Annotated in this window: 18 protein-coding genes and 1 pseudogene; all 19 read left to right on the top strand. The window is 73.0% G+C overall.

What is annotated here, in order from left to right:
• Positions 1-200: 200 nt before the first annotated feature.
• The 19 genes and pseudogenes from QK442_RS32115 (at position 201) to QK442_RS32205 (ending at position 23,722) form a co-directional block, all read left to right on the top strand.
• Positions 201-935, top strand: a complete 735-nt coding sequence (locus QK442_RS32115; protein ID WP_282697628.1) for a hypothetical protein — start codon at positions 201-203, stop codon at positions 933-935.
• Positions 936-1,134: 199 nt separating this feature from the next.
• Entirely contained in the window at positions 1,135-1,332 is a 198-nt protein-coding gene (locus tag QK442_RS32120) for a DUF5999 family protein (RefSeq protein WP_282697629.1), read from the top strand.
• Between the two features lie 59 nt (positions 1,333-1,391).
• A complete protein-coding gene (locus tag QK442_RS32125) occupies positions 1,392-3,230 on the top strand; it encodes a glycoside hydrolase family 15 protein (RefSeq protein WP_282697651.1) in 1,839 nt (612 codons plus the stop codon).
• Positions 3,227-4,129, top strand: coding sequence for a hypothetical protein (locus tag QK442_RS32130; RefSeq protein ID WP_282697630.1), 903 nt, complete (start codon positions 3,227-3,229; stop codon positions 4,127-4,129). The genes QK442_RS32125 and QK442_RS32130 overlap by 4 nt, the downstream gene beginning before the upstream one ends.
• Positions 4,130-4,958: 829 nt before the next feature.
• A complete protein-coding gene (locus QK442_RS32135) occupies positions 4,959-5,132 on the top strand; it encodes an FxLD family lanthipeptide (RefSeq protein ID WP_282697631.1) in 174 nt (57 codons plus the stop codon).
• Positions 5,133-5,371: 239 nt separating this feature from the next.
• Complete coding sequence (locus QK442_RS32140) at positions 5,372-8,311, top strand: lantibiotic dehydratase (RefSeq protein ID WP_282697652.1); 2,940 nt, start codon at positions 5,372-5,374, stop codon at positions 8,309-8,311.
• A complete protein-coding gene (locus QK442_RS32145) occupies positions 8,308-9,576 on the top strand; it encodes a lanthionine synthetase C family protein (protein WP_282697632.1) in 1,269 nt (422 codons plus the stop codon). Before QK442_RS32140 ends, QK442_RS32145 begins: the two co-directional genes overlap by 4 nt.
• Positions 9,577-9,593: 17 nt before the next feature.
• Positions 9,594-11,669, top strand: coding sequence for a methyltransferase, FxLD system (gene fxlM, locus QK442_RS32150; RefSeq protein ID WP_282697633.1), 2,076 nt, complete (start codon positions 9,594-9,596; stop codon positions 11,667-11,669).
• A gap of 75 nt (positions 11,670-11,744) precedes the next feature.
• The gene (locus tag QK442_RS32155; protein ID WP_282697634.1) at positions 11,745-12,902 is read left to right on the top strand and encodes a hypothetical protein; all 1,158 of its coding nucleotides are present in this window, start codon (positions 11,745-11,747) and stop codon (positions 12,900-12,902) included.
• Positions 12,899-13,768, top strand: a complete 870-nt coding sequence (locus QK442_RS32160; RefSeq protein WP_282697635.1) for an endonuclease/exonuclease/phosphatase family protein — start codon at positions 12,899-12,901, stop codon at positions 13,766-13,768. The genes QK442_RS32155 and QK442_RS32160 overlap by 4 nt, the downstream gene beginning before the upstream one ends.
• A 211-nt stretch (positions 13,769-13,979) precedes the next feature.
• Positions 13,980-16,010 carry an ABC transporter ATP-binding protein gene (locus QK442_RS32165; RefSeq protein ID WP_282697636.1) on the top strand — a complete coding sequence of 677 codons (2,031 nt, stop codon included), beginning with the start codon at positions 13,980-13,982 and terminating at the stop codon, positions 16,008-16,010.
• Between the two features lie 69 nt (positions 16,011-16,079).
• Positions 16,080-17,549 (top strand): NUDIX domain-containing protein, encoded by a 1,470-nt coding sequence (locus QK442_RS32170; RefSeq protein ID WP_282697637.1) that lies wholly within the window; start codon positions 16,080-16,082, stop codon positions 17,547-17,549.
• A gap of 76 nt (positions 17,550-17,625) precedes the next feature.
• Complete coding sequence (locus QK442_RS32175) at positions 17,626-18,666, top strand: phosphotransferase (protein ID WP_282697638.1); 1,041 nt, start codon at positions 17,626-17,628, stop codon at positions 18,664-18,666.
• Positions 18,650-20,053, top strand: coding sequence for an MFS transporter (locus QK442_RS32180; protein WP_282697639.1), 1,404 nt, complete (start codon positions 18,650-18,652; stop codon positions 20,051-20,053). Before QK442_RS32175 ends, QK442_RS32180 begins: the two co-directional genes overlap by 17 nt.
• A 458-nt stretch (positions 20,054-20,511) precedes the next feature.
• Positions 20,512-20,787: pseudogene (locus tag QK442_RS32185) on the top strand (methyltransferase domain-containing protein); the annotation flags it as partial.
• A 94-nt stretch (positions 20,788-20,881) separates the two neighbouring features.
• Complete coding sequence (locus tag QK442_RS32190) at positions 20,882-21,382, top strand: hypothetical protein (protein WP_282697655.1); 501 nt, start codon at positions 20,882-20,884, stop codon at positions 21,380-21,382.
• A complete protein-coding gene (locus QK442_RS32195; protein WP_282697653.1) occupies positions 21,379-22,227 on the top strand; it encodes a methyltransferase domain-containing protein in 849 nt (282 codons plus the stop codon). Before QK442_RS32190 ends, QK442_RS32195 begins: the two co-directional genes overlap by 4 nt.
• Positions 22,224-22,826 (top strand): NUDIX domain-containing protein, encoded by a 603-nt coding sequence (locus QK442_RS32200; RefSeq protein ID WP_282697640.1) that lies wholly within the window; start codon positions 22,224-22,226, stop codon positions 22,824-22,826. The genes QK442_RS32195 and QK442_RS32200 overlap by 4 nt, the downstream gene beginning before the upstream one ends.
• A gap of 134 nt (positions 22,827-22,960) precedes the next feature.
• Positions 22,961-23,722 (top strand): PIG-L family deacetylase, encoded by a 762-nt coding sequence (locus tag QK442_RS32205; RefSeq protein WP_282697641.1) that lies wholly within the window; start codon positions 22,961-22,963, stop codon positions 23,720-23,722.
• The last annotated feature ends 48 nt before the right edge of the window (positions 23,723-23,770 follow it).

A 23,770-nucleotide genomic window follows, 5' to 3' on the forward strand; every position in this document is an offset into this window, starting at 1 on the left:
GCCCGGTGACGCATCCCCCGTGTGCATCCGATCGCCCGGCGGAGGGACACCATCCATCGTCCATCCCCGCGAAGGAGAGCTACGTGGCTCCTCCGAGTCCGGTCGGCCTGATCGTGCTGGTGGTCTTCGGGCTCCTCGCGGTCGGCGGACAGCGTCTCTCCCGACTCCTCCGTCCCGCTTCCCGAACCACGGTGCCTGCCATGACCGACTCTCCCGACATCCCCGCACCGCAGCATCAGGGTGCGCAGCTCCAGGACGCCACAGAGCGTCTGCGCGACGTGATGGCTCACGCCCCCGGTCGCCACATCGTGACGCGGGACCTCTCCGCCCGCGTGAAGGTGCTGTCCGACCGCGGCGAGATCCTCGGGATTCCCCGCACGGACGCTGACGACGAAGGCTCGCTCGGGGCCGTCCGCAAGGTACTGGCCGCGGCCGGGATCACAGCCGAGGTCGAACGACGCACCGACCCGTTCTCTCCTGGTGTCGTCACAACCCTGGTCCGCGCCGAGGACGTGGAACGGCTGATGCACCTGGTTCTCGACCAGATGCCGAGGCTGACCGTCCTGGTGCGCGAGCTGGTGCGGCTGCTGTCCGCTCACTCCTTCCTCTACGCCGACCAAGTCGACGCTAGCGGCGGACAGGTGTGGGACCTTCGTCTCACCCTGGACGACGTCCGCAAGGTGTGCATCGCTCTCGGCGAGCCCGACGAGGAACTGCACACCCACGGCATCGCCCTATACGGGCTCGCCGACCGCTTCGCTCAGCTGTTGAAGAGCCGGCTCGGTGGTAAGCCCGTGCAGGTCACCGCCTACCCCTCCCGCGGCGCGCTGTGCAACACATGCCACGAGGAAATCCTGGAGGTCGGGCCGCTGACGCCTGAGCAGACCGAACTGCTGACGAACGCGCTCGCCCGCACCTTGCGGGAGACGCCGTAAGGACCTCCCAGCTCTTTGACAGCGGCTGCCGGGCGGGCACCCCCTCTTGCGACCCGCGGAGGTGCGAAACCGGTCAGCGTCGGACACGCGATTTCGTCGGCGACCGGCCGCCGGGCCCGTCGGCTACCGCAACCGAACCGCCTGATGAGACCGGCTCCCCCGGCCCCCTTTCCCTATACCCGTCTTCTGAGGACCCACCATGTGTGATCACCCCCAGGCGTGCCCGAACGCCAGCTCCCCCGGCCGGGAAGCGGCCAAGCCGATCGCGAGCCGCCCCGAACAGGGCTGGACCCTGCTGTGCAACGGGGTCGTGCTCTTCGAGGACACCGGCGAGCTGCTGCCCGACGGCCGCATCATCGCGCCGCACCGCGGTATGGCCCCGGCGGTGGCCGCGTGACCGCCCCCGCCGCCGTTCTCCCCCATCAGCGCACGGTCGGCCGGACGCCGGTACCCGGCGTGAGGATCGAGGACTTCGGCCTGCTGAGCGACCAGCGCGGCAGCGCCCTGGTCCGCCGGGACGGCTCCATCGACTGGCTGTGCATGCCGCGGTTCGACTCCGGCGCCGTCTTCGCCCGCCTCCTGGGCACCGCCGAGCACGGCTTCTGGCAGATCGCCCCCGCCTCGCTCATGGAGGGCGCCGAAGTACCCGCCTCCCACCGCAGGTACGCGGGCAACTCGCTGATCCTCCAGACCCGGTGGGCCACCGCGACCGGCACCGCTGTCGTCTCCGACTTCATGGTGCCCGGCGGTGGAGCACCGCGCCTGGTGCGAAGCGTGACCGGACTCGCCGGCCGGGTGACCATGCGGTCGCTGCTGCGGGCCCGCCCCGACTACGGACACACCGTCTCCCGCATCACCGGCTTCGACGGGCGCCACGCCATCGACCTCCCCGGCGAGCACGGCGCCGCCCGGCTGTGGCTCGACGCCGACGTACCCGTCCACCTCAATGGTGCCGACCTCGTCGCCGACTTCACCGTCACCGAGGGCGAGACGCTCGCCTTCGTCCTCGCCTGGCAAGAAGGCGTGGGCAGCCCTCCGTCGGCGCCTGTCGGCAACGTGCTGCTGAAGTTCACTCTCGATTTCTGGGAGGACTGGGCGGTCCGCTGCGCCTATACCGGACCGGATCGCGGATCGGTCGTCCGTTCCCTGCTGACCCTGGGCGCGCTCGTCTATGCCCCGACGGGAGCGATCGTGGCCGCGCCGACCACCTCCCTGCCCGAGGAGATCGGCGGTGTCCGCAACTGGGACTACCGCTATGCCTGGCTGAGGGACGGCGCCCTCGCCATCGGCGCCCTGGCTTCCTTCGGCTATCTGCGCGAGGCCCACGCCTGGGTCAGCTGGATGGTGCAGGCCGGCAGCACCGCCAGCGGACGGCGGCAGATCATGTACGGGGTCGGCGGCGAGACGAAGCTGCCCGAGCGGGAACTTCCCTGGCTTCCGGGGTACGAGGGCTCGGCGCCGGTCCGCGTCGGCAACGGCGCCGCCTCCCAGCTCCAGGTCGACGTCTACGGCGAACTCGCCCAGGTGCTCTACGAGGTCGCGCTCGCCGACCCCAGCTGGGTCCGGCGGATCGGCGCCGTCGTCGTCGCCCTCGCCGCGGAGCTGGAGGAGGTCTGGGACCAGCCCGACGCCGGCATCTGGGAGGTGCGCGGGCCCCGGCGCCACTTCACCCATTCCAAGATCATGGCCTGGACGGCCGTCGACCGCGCCGTCCTGCTCATCGAGGCCGGCCACGCCGACGGGCCGCTGGAGCGGTGGCGGGCGCTGCGCGCGGCGATCCACGCCGAGGTGTGCGAGAAGGGCTACGACGCCGAGCGCAATACCTTCACCCAGTCCTACGGCTCGCCGGAGCTGGACGCCTCCCTTCTGCACGCCATGCTCTCCGGTTTCCTGCCCGCCGACGACAAGCGGGTGATCGGCACCGTCGAGGCGGTCCAGCGCGACCTGGCCACGGATGACGGCTTCGTCCTGCGCTACCGGACCACCGGCAACACGGTCGGCCCCGACGGGTTCCCCGGTGATGAGGGCCGGTTCCTGATCTGCACCGGGTGGCTGGCCGAGTGCCTCGCGCTGATCGGCCGCCCGGTCGAGGCCGACGCCGTCCTCGACAGCCTCCTCGCCGTACGCAACGGCCTCGGCCTGCTCGCCGAGGAGTACGACCCGGGCGTCGGCCGTCAGCTCGGCAACTTCCCCCAGGCGTTCAGCCACATCGCCCACCTGAACGCGACGACGAGGATCCGCGCCGCGACCACCGGTGACGCCGCCGCGCCCGGCCCGACGGGAGCGGAATCGTGACGCCCCGTACCCAGGCACGTTCGCTCCTCGGCCTGTGGGACATGCCGGGCTGGCTGCCCCGCACCAGCGAGACGATCGCCGTCCCCTGCGGGCAGGACTTCGACGCCGTCCGCGTCCACGCCGACCTCGCCCAGCCGGCACTGGCCGCTCTGGGACCGCATTCGGGTCCGGTCCTCGCCAACCACACCACCAAGACCTGGCACTTCCTCCTGGAGCCGGGGTCCGTCCCGCCCGGCCGCTGGGGTACCGGGGCCCGCGTCATGCCGCACGGCACCCCCATAGGCATCCCCCCGCTGGCCACGACCAGCGGACGGGACGTCCACTGGGCCGCGCTCCCCGGCCGGGGCGTCACCTCCGCCGACGATCTGCACCGGATCCTGACCGGCCCGCTTCCTCCGGCCGTCCGCGCCCCCGCTGCGGGCAGGGCGCTCCCCGCCACCGCGGCGCCGGTTCGTATCGCCGCCCTGGTCCGGCCGCGCCCGCTGTCCCCGGCCCTGCTGGCGGTGGGCCGACTGCTTCTTGTCGGGGAGTCGGACGAACAGATCGCCCAGTCGCTGGACCGGCCCATCGGGACCGTCCGCCAGCACCTGAACCGCCTCGGCCGTCTCTTCGGCGCGCCCACCGCCGCCCGGAAGGCCGCCGCCCTTCTCACCGGCGGTCATCTCCCGCCGCCGCCGACCCCCATGCTCGCCCCCGACCTCGCCCCGCTCGACCTCATCGTCCTGCAAGTCCTCGCCGGCCTCGCCGGAGAGGACGAGCTTCCCGAGGAACTGCGTCCCCCTGGCCGCTTCCTCGACCACGTCGACGAGCTGCGGCTGCGGTGCGGCGCCCGGACCGAGGCCCACCTCGTCGCGCTCGGCTTCGCCTGGAACCTCCTGTCCGACGGAGGAACGCCATGACCCTCTTCTCCTTACCCGCCAACCCGGCGAAGAGCCGTCGGCATCGGCGCCGGGAGCCGCAGGGCGGCCGTGCCGCCGGCCTCGTCCTGATCGGGGCGAACCTGGCCGGCCTCGTCTTGATCGGGGACGTCGTCGCGCACGAGACCGGCGCTGTCCGCGGTCTCGGCCCGGCCACCGCGGTCCCGGACCAAGTACCTGCCGAAGAGCAGCCGGCGCTCTCGCCGGCCAGTGCCACAGCAGTACCTGGCTCCGGTGGATCCGGGCGGGGGTGGACGGCGTGAGCGCTTCCTCCACCGCCACGCAGAGCGCCTTCGCGCTCCGTTCCTCCGGCCCGTCTTGCTCTTCGGAGAGCCTTCCTGCGTCTGCCGTTCTTCCCCGCCCCGCGGCGAACTTCATCAACGCCCGGCCGCCGCCCCTGCCCGAGCCCGGCACGGTCTGGCGGACAGGCGCCCGGACCTCTGCTCGCTGCAGACCATCGGCCGCTCCCGCCAGGGCAGGCCGCTACGGCTGTTCACCGCGCCGGGCGGGCCGGTGCCGGTCCTCAGCCCCGGCGAGGCGGGGCCCGGCTGTGGGGTCCGGCCCTCCCTCCGCCGGCCCGTCCGGCGAGCAGCAGTGTTACGAGGTAGGCGCCGACGGCGTGCCCCCTGCGCCGCCGCCCCTCCGCCCCGGCCCGCCTGTCCAGGTGAGATCGGAAGAGCTTCCCGCCGCGGCTTCGCATCGGGTTGGCCAGAACCCGGCGGACGGAGCCAGCCCTCCGGCTACGCTCCGGCCTCCCGCTTCTGGCAGCACCACCAAGTCAGCAACACCCAACTATCGACGAGGAGTTGACATGACGCGCAACATCGCGCAGAGCACCACCCAGGTCCAGGAGTCCGTGGCTCAGGAGGACGGGTTCACCCTGAACGTCGGCCTGCTGGAGGTCTCCGACGCCGCCGGGCTGACCAACCTGACCGACGACAACTGCGGCACCACCTGCGGCGCCTGCACCACCAACGTCGCCTGAGCTGGGCCATCCGGCTCGACCCTGGCTGGTGCCGCCACGCCGATGGTGTGGCGGCACCGTCCCCCCTTACCTCTTCTCGGCTCCAGGAGGCATTCGTGACTGCACCACCGGCATTCCGGGCCGGGGCGATCGCCCTCGTTCGCGCCGTCGCACGACCAACCACGGCCGAGATCCCCTTCCCGGACTTCGACGACCGGCCCCTGCGTGCCGCCGGCCAGGAAGACGTCACCGCCGGTCGGCTGGCGTGGGTGCGCGCCGTCTGGAGTGACGCCGCTCTGGCCGAGGCCGTACGGCACGCCAGTGCGGACCTGGAGGCCCAGGTCGAGGCCCTGTGCACGTCCCGGGCTCCCTCCGGGCGGGACGTGCGGCGCGTGGGGCTCTCCCTGGCCCGCTACCTGCTGCGGGCAGGGCACCGGGCCACGCCGTTCGGCCTGTTCGCCGGCGTGACCACCGCCGCCTTCGGCGACCGGACGGATGCCGTCTGGGGCGCGGGCCATGTGGTCGTCGCGCGGGCCGGCGCCGAGTGGCTGTCCCGGCTGGTCGAGCAACTGGAGAAGAGCGGGGAGCTGCTGCCGTGGCTGTCCGTCGTCGTGAACAGCACGGCCTTCGTACGGGACGGGCACCTGATCGTCCCGTATCAGGACGACGGGCAGCGGGCGGTGGAGGCGTCGATCGAGCTGTCCGCCCCGGTGCGTAGTGTCCTTGCCACAGCGGGGACACCGGTCCGGTTCGAGGACCTGGCCGGGAAGCTGGGCGCGGAGTTTCCCGGCGTGATGCCCGAGCGGGTCCATGGCCTGCTGGCAGGGCTGATCCGGCGGCGCGTGCTGATCACGAACCTTCAGGCGCCAGCCACCGAGACCGATGCCCTCGGCTACGTCCTCGCCCAGCTCGACGCGGCCCAGGCCGGCACCCTCGCCCCGCTCGCCGGGACGATCGACGAGCTCCGCGCCGTCCACGCGGCGCTACCGAAGTGCGCCTCGGCGGATGACCGGGAGGCGGTGGCCGCCCGGATGCGGCGGCTGGTACCGGGCCTTCGCCGCCACCCGCTGGCGCTCGACCTCCGCCTCGACGCACACCTCCGGCTCCCCGACGAAGTGGCGCGCGAGGTCGAGCGGGCCGCCACCGTCCTCACCCGGCTCAGCGCCCGCCCGTACGGGGGGCGCGGGCTGGGTGAGTACCACCAGCGGTTCTACGAGCGGTACGGCATCGGCACGATGGTGCCCCTCCTCGATGTCGTCGCCGACAGCGGCATCGGCTACCCCGACGGCTACCCCGGGGCTCCGGCCGACGCCCGCCGACGTCGGATCTCCCCTCGCGACGACGTGCTGGTCCGTCTCGCTCAGACTGCCGCGCTCGACGGGCACGACGAGGTGGTGCTCACCGACGAGATGGTGGACGCCTTGGGCGTGGGGCCGAAGGATCCGCGGGTGCCGCCGCACCTGGAGGTCGGCGTGCGGCTGCACGCGGCGAGCGTCGAAGAGGTGCAGCGCGGCCGGTTCATCGTGGAGGTCACGAGCGTGTCCCGTGGCGCCGGGGTGAGCACCGGCCGCTTCGCCAGTGTCCTGGATCCCGCCGCGCGTAAGGCGCTGGTCGCGGAGCTGGCCGACCTGCCCACCGCCGATTTCGGCACCGACCCCGCCCAGCTTTCCTTCCCCCCGCTCCTTGCCGACACCGCGCACGTCACCCGGACCCCCCGCGTCCTGCCGCTGCTGATCAGCCTGCAAGAGCACCGGCCGCCCGAGGAGGGTGTGCTCACTGCGGCCGATCTCTCGGTGGCGTGCGACGGCCGCCGGATGTACCTGGCGGCCCCGGCTCTCGGCCGTCGCATCGAGGCCGTGGGCATGCACGCGCTCAACCTCACCGAGCACACCCCGCCGCTGGCCCGGCTGCTCACCGAGCTGTCGCGCGGCCAGTGCGCCCAGGTGACCACCTTCGACTGGGGAGTTGCCGCGACGGCGCCGTTCCTCCCGCGCCTGCGCTACGGCCGCATCGTGCTCTGCCCGGCCCGGTGGCGGCTGGAAGCGGCCGACCTGCCCGGCCGGGACCGGCCCACGGCGGAATGGAACCTCGCGCTCGGCGAGTGGCGCAGCCGCCGGCGCTTGCCGCAGCACGTGCAGCTCGTCCAGGGCGACCGGCTCCTCTCCCTCGACCTCGCCCAGGCCGCCCACCGCAGTCTGCTGCGCCGGCGCCTCAACCGCGCCTCGGCCGTGGTGCTCACCGAGGCGCCGGGGCCGCAGGCGTACGGCTGGAGCCAGGGCCGGGCCCACGACATCATCGTCCCCCTCAAGGCGACACAGTCCGCCGTGTGGCCGCCGCTGCCCCAGCCCAGTCCGGCCCGCACCCTCACGCGGGCGCAGACGCAGACGCCGGGCGCGTCCTCGGTGCTGCTGGCCGCCCTGTACGGGGACCTGCGCCGCCAGGACGCCGTGCTGGCCCAGCACGTCCCCGAACTCATCCGGGAGCTCGGCTCGCCGCCGTGGTGGTTCATCCGCTTCCGCGACCCCGACCAGCACCTTCGCCTGCGCATCGCCCTGCCGGACCCGGATGGCTTCGCGGACGCCGCCCGTACGGTGAGTGCGTGGGCCGACGAACTGCGCACGGCCGGGCTTCTGGCGGATCTGCGGTACCCCACTTCTTACCGGGAGATGGGCCGTTGGGGCTCCGGGAGCGCGTGGGACGCCGCCGAGGAGGTGTTCCGGGCGGACTCACGGGCCGTCGTCACCCAGCTCTCCCAGCCCCGGCGCCCGCAGCAGCGCACGCTGGTGGCCGCCCACACCTTCGCGATCACCTCGGCGTTCCTCGGCAGTGCGCAGGCCGGCGCGCGCTGGCTGATCGACCACATCCCGCACCGGGCGCCGGAGCCGATCCCGAGGCCGCAGTTCACCGAGGCCGTCCGCCTGGCCGACCCGCACGACGACTGGGCCGCGCTTCGTAGCGTCCCCGGCGGCGAGGCGATCGTGGCGGGCTGGGCCGACCGTGCCGCCGCGCTTGCCGCCTACCGCGAGCACCTGCCGGGCCCGGACACCGAGGGCATCGCCCTGGACGACGTCCTGACCTCCCTGCTGCACACCCACTTCGTACGGCACGTCGCGGTCAACTTCCCCGAGGAGGAGATCTGCCTCCACCTCGCCCGCACCACCGCCCTGGCCTTCAACGCCCGCCCCGGGAGGACCCGGTGAACCACGACACCGCCCTCGGCCTGTCCGCGGGCATCGCCGACCGGCTCGCCCACCCCGACACCGCGCCCGCCATGGTGAGCACGGATACCGTCCGGCAGCACCTTGCTCTCGGGCCGATCGGCATCGCTCTGCTGCACATCGAGCGGGCCGCGGCTGGCCTCGGGCCCTGGCAGCGCGCCCACGACTGGCTCGCGGCCGCCACCCGCCGGCCGTTCACCATCGGCGCCGACAGCCACCCCTTCTACGGCGCCCCCGCGCTCGCGCACGTCCTGGCCTGCGCCGCCGAAGGTCTTCCCGGCGCCTACGCACGCGACCTCGCCCTGCTGGACCGGCAGATCCTCGACGACGTCCAGCGCCGCCTGGACGCCGCGCACCGCCGGATCGACACCGGGCAGCTCCCGGCGCTCGCCGAGTTCGACGCGATCCGCGGGCTGACCGGCTTCGGCGGCTACCTCCTGCGCCGCGACCCGGCGGGCCCGGCCCTGCGATCGGTCCTCGACTACTGCGTACGCCTGACCGAACCGATCACCCACGAAGGGGACACCCTGCCGGGGTGGTGGACGCTCACCGGGCCCTCCGGGCGGCCGGACGACCGTTTCCCCGGCGGCCACGGCAACACCGGCATGGCCCACGGCATCGGCTCCGTCCTGGCCCTGCTCGCGCTCTGCGCCCGCCGCGGCCCCACGGTCAGCGGCCACCGCCAGGCCCTGCGCACCATCCTGGCCTGGCTCGACCGCTGGGCTACCGCCACCCCGCAAGGCCGGACCTGGCCGTACTGGGTCACCCGCGACGAGCTGCGCACCAACCGGCTCGCGCCCGCCGCTCCCCGGCGTCCCTCGTGGTGCTACGGCACCGCCGGCATAGCGCGCGCCCAGCAGCTCGCCGCCCTCGCGCTCGGCGATCCCGCCCGCCGAGCGGTCGCCGAGAACGCCCTCCTGGACGCTCTCACCGACCCCGAGCAGCTGTGGGCCACCACGGACTTTGGCCTGTGCCACGGCTTCGCCGGACTCGCCCACCTCACCGTCCGTACCGCCGCCGACGCCGCACCCGAAACCGCGAACCGGCTCCGCGCCGTCCTGCCCGACCTGCTGGCCACCCTGCTGCCGCTCGGCTCGAAACCCGAGGACGCGGGCGCGGCACTCGTCGATGGCCCCGCCGGCGCCGGGCTCCTCGACGGCGCCGCCGGCATCGGGCTCGGCCTCCTCGCCGCTTCCGGTACCGCCCCGCCCCACACCCACTGGGACGCCTTCCTGCTCATCGCCTGACCTCCGAGAGGACCTTGATGCCCGCCGACCACTGGCAGCAGCACCAGATCACCTTCCCCGACCGGCAGACCGCGCGCGCCGCCATCACCGACCGCCTCACCCCCGTCCTGCGCGAGGCGGAAGCCGACCGGCAGCTCAGCGGCTGGTGGTTCATGAACAAGCAGCCCTGGCCCCTGCGGTACCTGGCCGACCAACCCGCCCCGGCCGTCACGGCGCTGCTGGACGACCTGGTCGCGGACGGCATCGCGTCCTCCTGGACGACCGGCATCTACGAGCCGGAGACGGACGCCTTCGGCGGCCGACCTGCCATGGCGGCCGCGCACGACCTCTTCCACGAGGACAGCCGCCACCTCCTCGCCTACCAGGCAGGCCCCGGACACCTGGACCGCCCGGAGACGGCCGTCCTACTGCTGAGCAGCATGATGCGCGCCGCGAACCTCGACTGGTTCGAGCAGGGCGACGTGTGGAGCAACGCCGCCGCCCTGCGCCCCGGCACCCCGGCACCCGGCCTGTCCGAGACTCTGCTGCCGGCGATGCGGAAGCTGATGACCACCGAGGCGCGCAGCCTGTGCCGGTCCGGCGGGCCGCTGGACGGCCACGCGCAGTGGATCGCCGCCTTCGAACGGGCGGGCACGACCCTCGCCCACCTCGCCGCGCAGGGCGCACTGACCCGCGGTCTGCGCGCCGTCATCACCCACCACGTGATCTTCCACGCCAACCGTGCCGGCCTGCCTGCCGCAGACCAGCACACCCTGTTCCACATCGCACGAGAGGCAGTCATGGGATCGAGTGACAACACCGCGTCCACCCAGGCGAACACCCCCGCCGCCGATAGCGTCGGCGCGGTGAACACCGACACGCTCACCACATCCGAAGCCGACGCCGAGCGCCTGCGCAACGCCCTGGTCGACCAGATCAAGGCCGAAGGCCACGCCCGCACCCCCGAGGTCGAAAACGCGCTGCGCACGGTCCCGAGGCACCGGTTCGTCCCCGACGCGCCGCTCACCAACGCCTACGCCAACGCGCCGGTGAACATCAAGTACGACACCGACGGCACGTCGATCTCCTGCGCCTCCCAGCCCAGCGTCGTCGCCCTCATGCTCGACCAGCTCCAGGCCCAGCCCGGCGAGCGCATCCTCGAACTCGGCGCCGGCACCGGCTACAACGCCGCCCTGATCGGCCACCTCGTCGGCCCGGACGGACACGTCACCACCATCGACGTTGACGACGACCTCGTCGAAGGCGCCCGCGCCCACCTCGCCGACACCGGCTTCACCAACGTCCAGGCCCTCACCCGCGACGGCGCCCTCGGCCACGCCGAAGGCGCACCCTACGACCGGATCATCGCCACCGTCGGCGCACACGGCATCCCGCCCGCCTGGCTCGACCAGCTCGCCCCCGGCGGCCGGCTCGTCACCCCCCAGCGCCTCAAGGGCAGCGTCTCGCGCTCCATCGTCTACCAAGAGCGCGACGGCCGCTGGATCTCGTCCGGCTCGCAGATGAACACCTTCATGCCGCTGCGGCGCGGCATCGCCGACGACGACCGCCGCGTCATCCCCCTCTCCACGCAGAGCACCGTGCGCCTCCAGGCCCCCGCCGGGCAGCAGATCGACGCCGAAGCCCTCGCCGGCGTCCTGGAACAGCCGCAAACCGAGCAGTGGACCGGGATGAAGGTCCGCGCCATGGAGAGCCCGGAGTGGATGGAGCTCTTCGTCTCCTGCTCCCTGCCCTCCGGCCTGATCCGCATGCTGTTCCCCCAGACCGCCAAGGGCACCGTGCTCACCGAGGACCCCTACCCCTCCTCCACGGCCGCCGTGGACAAGGGCGCGCTCACCTACCTCACCCGGCGCCTGCTGGACGAGAAGACCCCCGAGGGCGGCAAGCTCTGGGAGTTCGGCGTCGTCGGCCACGGCCCCGGCAGCGAGGAACTCGCCTCCCAGGTCGCCGACGCCATCCGCACCTGGGACCGCGAGTACCGCGGCCGGGAAGCCTCCTTCGAGCTCCTGCCGCTCGACGCGCCCCCCATCGACCAGCGACCCGGCATGTTCGTCCTCGACACGCCGCTCAACCGCGTCCTCGTCACCTGGCAGTAGCCCCCGGTGCGGGCCCGCCGACCGGCGGCGGGCCCGCACCCCCAACTCACCGCGTTCCCTTCCCTGGGAGTCCCCATGGACCCGTACGCCTCCATAGCCCGGCGCTTCCCCCTCATCTCCCGTTTCCGTCCCGCCTGCCTGCCGCTCGACCAGCGCGTGCGCGCCCTGGTCGAGCTCTCCGCCACCGCCCGGACGAAGGCGGACCAGGGCCTGGCGTCCGCGGTCTACAACCAGGCCGCGCTCCTCGCCTCCGACCTCGGCCTGCCCGACCTCGCCCGCCAGTGGTGCCACCAGCACGCCGCCGCCTACCTCCACGCCACCCCCCTCCCCGGCATGACCGCGATCCGAGCCCTCGAACCCGTCGTCAACCTCGCCCGCCTCCAGATCCGCGCCGGCAACACCGACGACGGCCGCCACCGCCTCCTCAACCTCTTCGACGCCGTCAGCAACGCCGCCCCCGCCGAGTTCGAAGGCGTCCGCATCCCCGCAAAGCTGACCACCAGCGACACCGACCGCAACGAGGTACACGCCTGGCTGTGGCGGGTGATCCTCGCCGACGGCACCCGCACCCTGACCACCGCCGGCCGCTGGACCGAGGCCCTGGCCCACATCGAGAAACACCACGGCCTCGGACTGCGGATGCTGGACGGCCGGCAGGTCGCCGTACTCGCCGCCCTCGGCACCGACCCCGGCCACGCCGCCGGCCTCGTCGCCGAGACGAAACCCGGCGAACCCTGGGAAAACGCCATCACCACCTGCCTGGCCGTGATGTGCCGCCGAGCCGCCCACCGCCCCGTCGACGACCTGCTCCCCGAGCTGGTGAACAGCTACGTGCAGCGCGAACCCGATATCGGTACGACCGTCTTCGACACACGCCTCGGGCTGACCGTCCTGGACCTCCTCGACCCGTCCGACAGCCCCGCGGCACGCCTCGTCGCCGAGGAACTCCACCGCCGGACCATGGCCGCGACCGACGGCTACGCCGCCCGCGAGTGCCTGGCCAACCCCCGGTTCACCAACCTGATCTCCCCCGGGAAAGCGAACGCTGCCCGCGACCTGGTCCACGCGTGCGGGCTGGACGACGGAGGGCTCCCTCCGACCTTGGCCGCCAGGTTGGTCCAGGCGCTTCGGGCCAGCAGCGGAGTGATCCGTGAAAGCGTGGCGCCCTTACGACCCGCTCAGCAGACGCCCCAGAGCGAGGCGTTCCTCGACGAGAAGGGCGCCGGCCGATGAGCGCCCCCGCCGAGCAGCTCTCCCTGATCACCCTGGACGAACCCGCGCACGCTCCGGCCGACGACGCCGTGCGGCTGCTGCTGTTCAACGCCCAGCACGCCTCCCCGGACCGCTCCCGCCGTCAGGCCGCCTGGGTCGCCGCCCAGGCGAACGCGGACATCGCCGTCTTCACCGAGGTGTCCTCCACCCACGGCGGCGACGCGCTCGTCACCGCGCTCGGCGAGCGCGGGTACGCCACCCTGATCGCCCCGCAGCCGGCCGAAGCCGACTACCGCACGGTCATCGCCTGCCGCACCGCCGACGCCCACCCGGTCCAGAGCCCCGTCGCCGTCACGCCCCACCGGGCCCCGGCCGCCCGCGTCACCACCGGCGGCCACGACATCGGCGTCCTGGGCCTGTACGTCCCCTCCCGCGGGCCCAAGGCGCAACACAACGTCGCCAAGCGCGCCTTCCAGGAGGCGGGCACCGAGGCCCTGCCGAAGCTCGACGCCGTCTTCCCGGACATGCCCGTCATCGTGGCCGGGGACCTCAACGTCATCGAACGCGGCCACCAGCCCCCGCACACGGTGTTCGGCGCGTGGGAGTACGCCTTCTACGACTCCTTCCAGGCCGCCGGCCTCACCGACGCCTTCCGCCACCTGCACCCCGACAAGAGAGCCCACTCCTGGTACGGGCGCACCGGCGGCGGCTTCCGTTTCGACCACCTCTTCGTCTCCACGCCCCACGCGGACCAGGTTCTCGCCTGCGACTACCACCACCAGGCCCGCGAAGCAGGTCTGACCGACCACGCGGTCATGACGCTGTACCTGAGCCTGCCGGCCTCTTCGGACAAGCGAGGGGAGACATCGGCCGCGAACTCCTGCTGACCGCGTACGGCCGCAGCGACCGAGCATCGGCGTTTCGGCCAACCCGGTCTCGCCCTCGTGCTCTTGCGCGGCAAGGGTCGGTGCACTGCGCACCTTCGGATAAGCGCTCAATCCCGGCGTGCGCAACCCGTCCGAAAGAGCACGTGTTCGAAATGGCGGCGGCGTCGTTGAACACGCCGACGCCACCATCACACCTCCGAGGGGGAACACATTGACGCGGGTCGAACCAGAAAACGATGAGACCACGAAACCGCCGGAGGCCGCATCGACGGCCGGTATCTCGGACGCCGAGCGTGAGCTGTACGGCGGCCGGCTGCGCTACGACCAGTCCTTCGTCCGCCACGAAGGGCCGCTGACCCGGCTGGGGTTCGGACGCATGGCGGCGGCGCTGCCCCGCATGGTGGGCATGGTGCTGCATACCGGCTGGGAGACGGACCGGCGGGCGCTCGCCGGGGTGGTGGCGGCGCAGCTCGGGCAGGGCGTGACGGCGGGTTGGGGGCTGGTGGCGGTCAACAGCGTCCTCACGCAGCTGTTCGCCGACGGTCCGACCGCGGACAAGCTCCGCGAGGCGCTGCCGTCGCTGGCGGTGCTCGCCGTCGCGGCGGTGGCGACCGCGGTGCTGGCGGCGTGGTCGACGGCAATGTCGGGCCGGCTGGAACCGCAGGTGGAGCGGGCGGTCTCCACCCGGTACTACACGGCCGTCACCGGTGTGGAGGTGGAGGCGACCGAACGGCCGGAGGTCCAGCGGATCCTGGAGGCGGGGCGGTTCGGAACGGACTCGGCCCGCAGCATGCTCCGGCTGTCGGTGGGCGTGGGCAATGTGGTGATCGGCATGGTGGCGGCCGCGGTCGTGCTGGCGTCGCTGCACTGGGCGTTGTTGCCGATGCTGCTGGCGATCGCCTTGCCCAAGGGGTGGGGAGCGGTCCGCTCCGCGCGCCGTGAGTACCTGTCCCGTCTGAACTGGATCGACCACCGGCGGGCGATCGGCTCCCTGCTGGCCTGCCTGACCCGCCCGCATGCCGCCGGGGAGATCCGCGTGCACGCCGCCGGCACGAAGCTGCTGTCCAGCTACGAGGAGATGTCGCGGCAGACGGAGGCGGAGCAACGGCGCCTTGCCCGGGCACAGGCTTCCACGGACCTGGTCGCGGGAGCGTTCGCCGGGGTGGCGTCGCTGGCCTGCTACGGGGTGTTGTGGTGGCTGCTTGCGTCCGGTGGTCTGCCGCTCGCTGTCGGCGGTACGGCGGTGATCGCCATCCGCACCTCGACGGCACGTCTCACGTCGCTGGTGCAGCAGGTCAACCGGCTGTACGAGGAGCTGTTGTTCCTCACCGACACCGAGGACGCCATCAAGATCGCCGGGGAGAACGCGATCCCCTCTTCCGGCAAGCCGCTGCCTGACCCGCCGCTCGAGGTGCGGGCGGAGGGAGTTTCCTTCACCTACCCGGGGGCCGACAGCCCTTCGCTGAAGGGCGTGAGCGTGCGGGTGCCCCGGGGGAAGGTGACGGCCCTGGTGGGTGCGAACGGCTCCGGGAAGAGCACGCTCACGAAGGTACTGGCGGGCCTTCTGCTCCCTGCCGAGGGAGACGTGTGGTGGGTGGGTGAGTCGGGTGAGCGGGTCGAACTCCGCGAGGCGGACCGCGCCCAGGTCTTCCGCGCCGTCGGAATACTGGATCAGCACTTCCCGCAGTGGGAGATGACGGCCGCCGCGAACGTGGCCATCGGCGCCGGCGACCGTCCCCGGGACATGGACCGTGTGCGCAAGGCCGCCGAGGAGGCGGGCGTGCTCGAGTTGGTCGAGGGCCTGCCGCACGGCTGGGACTCGATCGTGTTCAAGGGCTACGAGCGCGGTGTCCAGCTCTCGGGCGGACAGTGGCAGAAGCTGGGATCTGCTCGAACCCTGTACCGGCAGGCGCCGTTCCTACTGGTCGATGAACCCACCAGTGCCCTCGATCCCCATGCGGAGATCGCCTCGTTCCGGGGACTGTGGTCCCTGGCCGAGGAGGGGCACGCGGTCGTGCTCGTCACGCACCGGCTCGCCGCGACCATGAACGCCGACCACATCTACGTCCTCGACCAAGGACGCGTCGTCGAGGACGGCACCCACGACGAGCTCATGGCCCACGTGGGCGGCCTGTACCAGGGCATGTTCACCGCCCAGGCCGCCCAGTACGGGCTCGCGCCCGCGGCCGGTCTTCCCGGCCCGCGCGGCGCCCAGCCGTCCGACCACCAGACGGCGAGCTGACCCACAGCACGCCCTCCGCAGCCCGGTCCCGCAGCACCCCGCACCTACATCGAAGGCGAGACGACGCCCATGTCACCCAGCTCCTCCGCGATCCGCAAGACCGTCGAGGCGTATCTCGGCCGCCACCCTGACGAGCGTGACGCCCTGGCCGGGCTGCTCACCGTACTGGAGGGGACCGGCGATGTGACCGCCCGGGCGACGCTGCCCGGTCACGTCACGTGCAGCGCCGTCATCATCGACCGCCGGCGCCGGGTCCTACACATCCGACACCGGGCCACCGACGGCCTCATGCTTCCACCCGGCGGCCACGTCGAGCCCGGCGACCGCACACTGCTCGCCGCGGCACTGCGCGAGGTGTCGGAGGAGGCGGGGATTCAGCCCGGGGCCTTGTGCCTGGCCCGGCAGACGCTCGGCTCGCCGGTCGACATCGACGTCCACGGCATCGACGCCAACCCCTCGAAGGGTGAACTGGCCCACCAGCACTACGACTTCCGCTATGTGTTCTACCTCGCTGGCGACGAGCCGCCCGCGATCACCCTGCAGAACGAAGAGGTGTCCGGCGCCCAATGGCTCGCCATGCCTGAGGTCACCTCGCCGACACTGCGCACGAAGCTCCTCCAGGCACGGCTGGACGGCCGGCCTGAGCCGGTGAACGCGTCCGCACTGATCCACGACGGGGCCGGCCGCTACCTGCTCCATCTACGCGACCACAAGCCCGGCATCATCTGGCAGTCGGGGGCATTCGCCCTGCTCGGCGGGGGCCGCACGCACGACGACGAGGATCTTGAGGGCACGTTGCTGCGGGAGCTGTCCGAGGAGGTCCCCGACATCCGCCTGGAGAACCTGGAGCGGTACGCCGTGGAGGAGGCCACCAGCATCGACGGCCTCAGCGTCCCGGTCCAGGTCTTTCAGGGCCGCTGGCGCGGCAACCCCGACCGGCTCCGGCTGCGCGAGGGCGTGCTGCTGCGGTGGTTCACCCCCGACGTACTGGACCGGCTCCGCCTGAGCCCCGCGACGCGAGACCTCATTCTCCGGCACGCGGCCGAGAATCCCCCGGACAACAAGCAGGCCGCGGCTCCCGCCGTATGGGACGGTGGCAGCCGGACCGTGCTCAACGGCATCGGAGTCCACCTCCACCTCGAAGACGCCGAAGGCCGGGTGCTCCTCGGGCTGCGCCACCCCAACTCGAAGTACGCGGGAAACACCTGGCACTACCCCGCCGGCCGGTGCGAGCAGGAGTCCGCCCTCACCTGCCTGGTCCGCGAGACAAGGGAAGAGACCGGTCTCATCATCGAACCCGCGGACGTGGAACTGGCACACGTCGTCCATGTTGTCGACACCCTCGGTGCGCTGCCGTTGATGCAGCTGGTCTTCAAAGCCCGCCAGTGGGAGGGGGAACCGAAGGTCCTTGAGCCCGACAAATGCCTGACCTGGAAGTGGTGGCCGCGGCATGAGCTGCCGGACCGGATCGTCCCCTACACCCGAACGGCCATCGCCGCGATCGCCGAAGGCCGCCCCTACTCCCAGTTGGGCTGGTGAGCAGGGTGAGCACACCTATCGGGAACGGACAGCAAGTCCCGTCCGTCCACAGGCCGACGCCGTCGGGGGCGCCGGGATGAGTGCCGAGTCCGACGGCATGGCCGTGGCGGGGATCCTGACGCTGCTGTACCGGATCACGCCGACCGCGGTTGTCGAGGGCCCGGCGGGAACGGTGACCCGTAACTACCTGGCCGAGGACCGCGAAGGCGGGCGGTGGTTCGTGAAGGCGTACCCGCGCGGGACCAACTTGGCCGAGGAGCGCCGGGCCCTGGCTTTGGGTGGGGCGGCCAGGGCCGCCGGGGTTCCGGTGCCGGCCGTGTGGCGGTCGATGTCCGGCGAGGTGATCGCGTCGGCCGGCGGGCTGTCGGTGTCCGTGGCGGAGTACGTCGCGGGCGCGGAGACGGCCGTGGGCGGGCTGTTCGGTGGCCGGTGGGATGCGGTGGGCGAGGCCGTGGGCCGTCTGCACCGGGCGCTGGCCCGCCACCCCGCCGGACCGCCGCGCCCTGTGGCGGCCCGCGAGGTGTGCGACGTCGCGCGGGCCGGGCGACGGCTGGAGGAACTCCTCGCACGGTGGGCCGCCGTGCCGCCAGCTCCGGGAGGGTTCGCCGCCTGGTGCGCGCAGACCGCGAAACAGCGGCTTGCCGCTCTTCCTGAGGTGGCGGCCCGCCTGGAGAAGCTGCCCGGCTCGCTGACGGCGCAGGTCGTGCACGGAGACCTCGCCTCCCCCAACCTGTTGCTGCGGGATGAGAGCGTCGCTGCGGTGATCGACTTCCGGCCCCCGGGGCATCGCAGTGCCGCCTGGGAGCTCGGCCGGATCGCGCTGGACCCGCGCACCGTGCTGACCCGCCCGGACGACTGGATCCCCGGCCTGGCCCGCGCCGTTGGCGCCTACCGGGCCGCGAACCCGGAGCTTGCGGCCGAGGACCTCCTCGCCGTGCCGCGCGTCGCCGCCGGGTACCTGGCCTGCTCGGTCTATCCCCTGTCCGAGCCGCTGAACGACCCCGCCGCGCTCACCCCGGCGCTGGAGGCGTACGGGCGCGCCCGGCACGAGGCCGCGGGCGTGCTGTGGGAGCGCTTGGAGGAAGCCGAGGAGGTGCTCCGTGACGTCCTGCGCTGAGTCCCCGTCCACGCCCGCTTCTTCCAGTACCTCGCTGTGGCGGCACCGGGACTTCCGCCGGTACCTGACCGGCCAGACCGCGAGCGTGGCCGGCAGCTCGATCACCCAGATGGCGCTGCCGGTACTGGCCGTGCTCCACCTGGACGCCACGGCCGCCCAGGTCGCGTGGCTGGCGTTCCTCGGGCAGCTCCCGCCCGCGCTGCTCGCCCTGCACGCCGGCGCGCTCGCCGACCGGTACTCCAAGCGCCGGCAGATGATCACCGGTGACCTGGCCAGTGCCGCGGTGCTCACCACGGTGCCGGTGTCGGCCGCGCTGGGCACGCTGACCCTGACGCAGCTCATGACCGTCGCCGTGGTGCAGGGAGCGGCGAGCGTCCTGCACGACGCGGCGGCCATCAGCCTCCTGCCCAGCCTCGTCGACCGGCCCTTGATCCAGCGCAGCAATGCCCGCGTGGGGGCGCTGTTCGCGATCGCCGCGACCGCCGGAAGCCACCTCGGCGCCGCGCTGACCGCGGTGCTCGGCCCCGCCCGAGCCCTACTCGGAGACGTCGCCTCCTTCCTGGTCAGCGCCGGATGCACCGCCCGCATCCAGGCCCGCGAACCCGTCCGGGCCCGCCGGGAGAGCCGTCGGCTGCGCGAGGAGATCGGCGAGGGCCTGCGGTACGTGCGCGGCGATGAGCGGCTTTTGACCCTGACCCTGGTCAACGCCACGACCTCCTTCGCGCTCGGGCTGCTCAACACCCTGTGGGCCCTGTACCTGCTCAGGTCCCTTGCGATGAGCGCGACCGCCTTCGGGGTGGTTCTCGGCCTGGGCGCCCTGGGCGCGGCCGCCGGGGCGCTCACCGCCCCGGCCCTCGCCCGCCGGTGGGGCCCGGGCCCGATGATGCTGACCGCGCTCGCGATCACCCCGCTCACCCAGATCCCGCTGCTGCTCGCCTCCCCCGGTCTTCGATGGCAGGTCGCGATCGCAGCGGCGCTGTTCCTGCAACTGGCCTGTGCCGGTGCCGCAGGCACCACCCAGCGATCGATCCGCCAGATCATCACCACGGCCGGGATGCAGGCGCGGATGCAGGCCGTGAGCACGTGGCTGACGGCCGGCGCCCGCCCCGTGGCCGCTCTGCTCGCCGGCGGACTCGGAACGTGGATCGGGGTGCGGCCCACGCTGACCGCCGGGACCTTCCTGCTGCTCGTCCCCCTCGTCGTCCTCGTCCGCTCCCCGCTGCGCGCGCTGCGGCACATGCCGGACCCACCCCCGGCCCGGCCCGGCGCCCCCGAACCCCCTGTGTCATCGCCGCTCGCCCTGCGGACGGCGTCCCCGGCCGTGCCCTCGCCCGCACGTACGGAAGACGACCGTCACGACCGCTCGCCCGGAGGAGATGCCCCGTGAACAAGGTGCCGCACGCCGCCGTAGCGACGTCTGCCGTGCCCGCCCCATCCGAACCCCTGGAGCACGACGGGCGAAGCGACCCCGCCCTGCCCACCGCGCCCTTCCTGCCGCCGCAGTCCGCCGACGACACCTCCGGGGCCGCAGACGCCCGGGCGGCGATGGTCGCCCGGCTCGAGGAGAGCGGAGAGCTGCGCCCCGGCCCGGTGCGCAAGGCTCTGCTCGCGCTGCCGCGCCAGATCCTGATGCCCCAGGCGTACGTGCGGCGCAGCGCCCCGGACGAGACCCCGCCACGCTGGGATCTGCTGGACTGGACCCGCCCGGCCGACCGGGACGAGCTGCTGGAGCTGCTCCACAGCGGGGACAGCGTCGCCATCCAGCACGACGGCGAACCGATTCTCGGCCGTACGACCGGGTCGCGGCGCGGCGGCGCCATGACCGCGATGTCGAGCACGATGGGCATGACCGCGGACCTGCTCCAGCTCCTGGACCTGCGACCCGGCCAGCGCGTCCTGGACGTCGGGACCGGCGCCGGGGTGACCGCCGCGGTGGCCTGCTTCGTGTGCGGCCACGACCGGGTCGTCACCCTCGACATCGACCCGCACGTCACCGCGGCCGCCCGCGAGCACCTGGCCGCTCTCGGCTACCGGCCGACCGTGGTGACCGGGGACGGCACCGCAGGCTGGCCCGACGCGGGCCCGTACGACCGGGCCTTCGTCTCCTTCGCCGTCCGCCGCGTACCGACGGCTCTGGTGGATCAGCTGGCGCCGGGCGGGCGCGCCCTGATGACGCTGGGGACGTCGTCGCCGTCGTGGCCGGGCATGGCCGGGCATGGCCGTGATCGGCAAACGACCGGACGGGACGGTGGAGGCGGAGCTGCGCGCGGTCGAGTTCGGGCACCGCGCCGGTACCGGATTCGACCGGCTGTTCCTGTCCGCCTCCTTCCGCGACACGATCACCACCGCCGACGGGTCAACGCAGCGCACCCGGGTCGCGCCGCCGGCGGACACGGCGCGCGGCATGTGGCTGGCCCTGGACTACCTCCACCCCGGGCTGGTGCGCCACTTCGGCGCCGAGGACCTGACGATCGGCGCGCCCGAGTGCGGGTCGTGGATGCGCGTGCGAGCCGCTGGCCACCGCCGGTGGGACGTGACGGCCTGCGGCCCCCGGGACATCTGGGCGGAGATCCAGGACGCCGCCGCCCGCTGGCGGGCGGCCGGCGAACCGGCCGCCTACCGGCTCCACCTCGACACCGACGACGTCCAGCAGGCCACCAGCCCGAACGGCGCCCTGACCTGGCAACTTCCTCACGCTCTTGGAGATTCACGATGACCCGCCCCGACCAGCCGGCCTCTGCGGCAACCTCGGACGATGCCCTGTTCGGATCCGCCGCCGACTACGCCCGCTACCGTCCCGGCCTGCCGGACGCCGCAGTGCACCTCCTGGCCGCCACGCAGCACGGCGTACCCGACCCCGTCCTGCTGGACCTGGGCACCGGCACCGGACAGGTGCCCCGCGCGCTGCTGCCCGTTCTGCGCCGACTGGTTCACATTGATCTGGTCGACGTGCACCAGCACATGCTCCAGACGGCCCTCACTGCGCTCGAACCGGTCCGCGGGTCCTGCACGGTGAACGCCTTCACCGGCGAAGCGCACACCTTCGCCCCCTCCGCGCCCGGACGAGCGCCCACCCTGATCACCTGCAGCCGTGCCTTCCACTGGATGTCCCACCCGGAAGTCCTGGACATGGCCGACCGGGTGGCCGCGCCGCACGCCGTCGTGGCGATCATGGGAGACGGCAGCCTCTGGACCCACCAGGCCGACTGGACGGCCGCCCTTCGGGAGCTGATCCAGACCTACCTCGGCGACGACCGGCGCGCAGGCACCCGCGGCACCTACACCGGACCGGGCCGCCCCTACGAGGACGACCTCGCCGACTCGGCGTTCAGCGACGTGACCGAGCACCGCTTCCCCGTCGCCCGCACCTGGACACCCGAAGACGTCCTCGGCTACCTGCGCACCACCAGCTTCGCCCGGCCCGACCTCTTCGCCGGCCACCACTACGCCTTTGAGACCGCCGCGCTCCGGCTCCTCCAAGAACACGCTCGCGGCGGCGTCTTGAAGGAGGACGCAGAGTTCACCGTGTTGCTCGCCCGCCGCCCCGGCGGTGCCGCGTGACCGGCACCCAGCGGCACACCGAGCCGCTCGACGTCCACCTCATCGCCCTGCGCGACAGCCCGGCCGGGCCCGAGGTACTGCTGTCCCGACGGGCCGGCGACGTGTACGCGGCCGGCTGCTGGCATCTGGTCAGCGGGCACCTGGACGGTCCGTGGGAGGACATCGTCACGGCCCTGGTGCGCGAGACCCGGGAGGAGGCGGGTGTCGTGGTCGATCCGGCGGATGTCCGCGCGGCCGTCACGGTGCACCACCGTTCCCCCGCCGGCTCCGCCCGGCTTGGGGTGTTTTTCGAGGTGAGGCGCTGGGATGGCACCCCAAAGGTCATGGAGCACCAGGTGTGCGACGCCATGGACTGGTTCGCGCTCGACAAGCTGCCGGAGCCGATGGTGGCGTACTGCCGGGCCGGGCTGGACGCCTACCGGGCCGGTGCGCGGATGGCCGTGCACTTCCAGGAACCCGGCGACCCGATCGCCTATCACCCGGACGCCGACCGGCTGGTCCTGGTCCCCGAACCCGGCAGCCCCGGCACGGTCCCGCAGGAGGTGCGGGCCTTCGCCGAGCAGGCGGTGGGCCGGATCACCGCACGGTCGGACCGGTGAACTCGTCGCGCTCACCCAGCTCCTCCAGGTCGCCGGGCGCGGCGGCCACCCGGACCTCGCTCCCCACCTCGCCCGCCACGCCTAGCACCTCACCGGCTTCCCCATCCCCCTACCGTGACCGCCCTGGAGATCCCGTGCAGCCCAGCCTGCTCGCTGTCTTCGCCCACCCGGACGACGAGTCCCTTCTCGCCGGGGGCGTCCTCGCCCAGCATCACGCCGCCGGCGCCCGCACAGCGGTTGTCACCGCCACCTGGGCCCCCGCCAGCCGAAGAGCGCCAGAACTCGCGGAGACCCTTGCTGTCCTGGGCGCGGGTGTCCCGCGGCTGCTCGGCTACGGCGACGCCCGCAACGCGGAGTCGGCCCCCGGTGAGCACCGGCTCATCGACGCTCCCCTCGATGAGGCCATCGGCCGCCTCGTCGCCCACATCCGGGATTTCAAGCCTGAGATCGTCGTCACTCACGACGCGGTCGGCCAGTTGACCGGCCACCCCGACCACGTACGCACCCACCAGATCACCCTGCTCGCCGTCGAAGCCGCCGGCCTCGCCCACCTGCATCCCGAAGCGGGCCCCCCGTGGCAGCCGGCCGCGCTGTATGCCGCCACACACCCCGAGTCCGGCGTCGGCCCGCTCCGCCCGCTGCTCGAAGGCGTGGGGAAGACGGTCCTCGCAGTGCCGGACTCGTACGTGACCACCAGCGTCGACGTCACCCCGTGGGCCGATGTGAAGTGGCGCGCGATCCTCGCGCACCGCGGCGAAGTCACACGTGTGCGGCCCCTGCCCGGCATCCTCGACCGCGTCCCCGAAGCCGACCGCGTCCGGATCATCCAGACCGAGCACTTCACCCGCCTCACCCCCGGCCCCACGAAGAGCGCCCCGGACCGGCTGACCGTCTGACGCCCCGGCCCCGTGCCGGCCACCCCTTCACCGCGCACGGGCAAGCAC

It is taken from the genome of Streptomyces sp. CC208A (assembly GCF_030010625.1).
Taxonomy (GTDB): domain Bacteria; phylum Actinomycetota; class Actinomycetes; order Streptomycetales; family Streptomycetaceae; genus Streptomyces.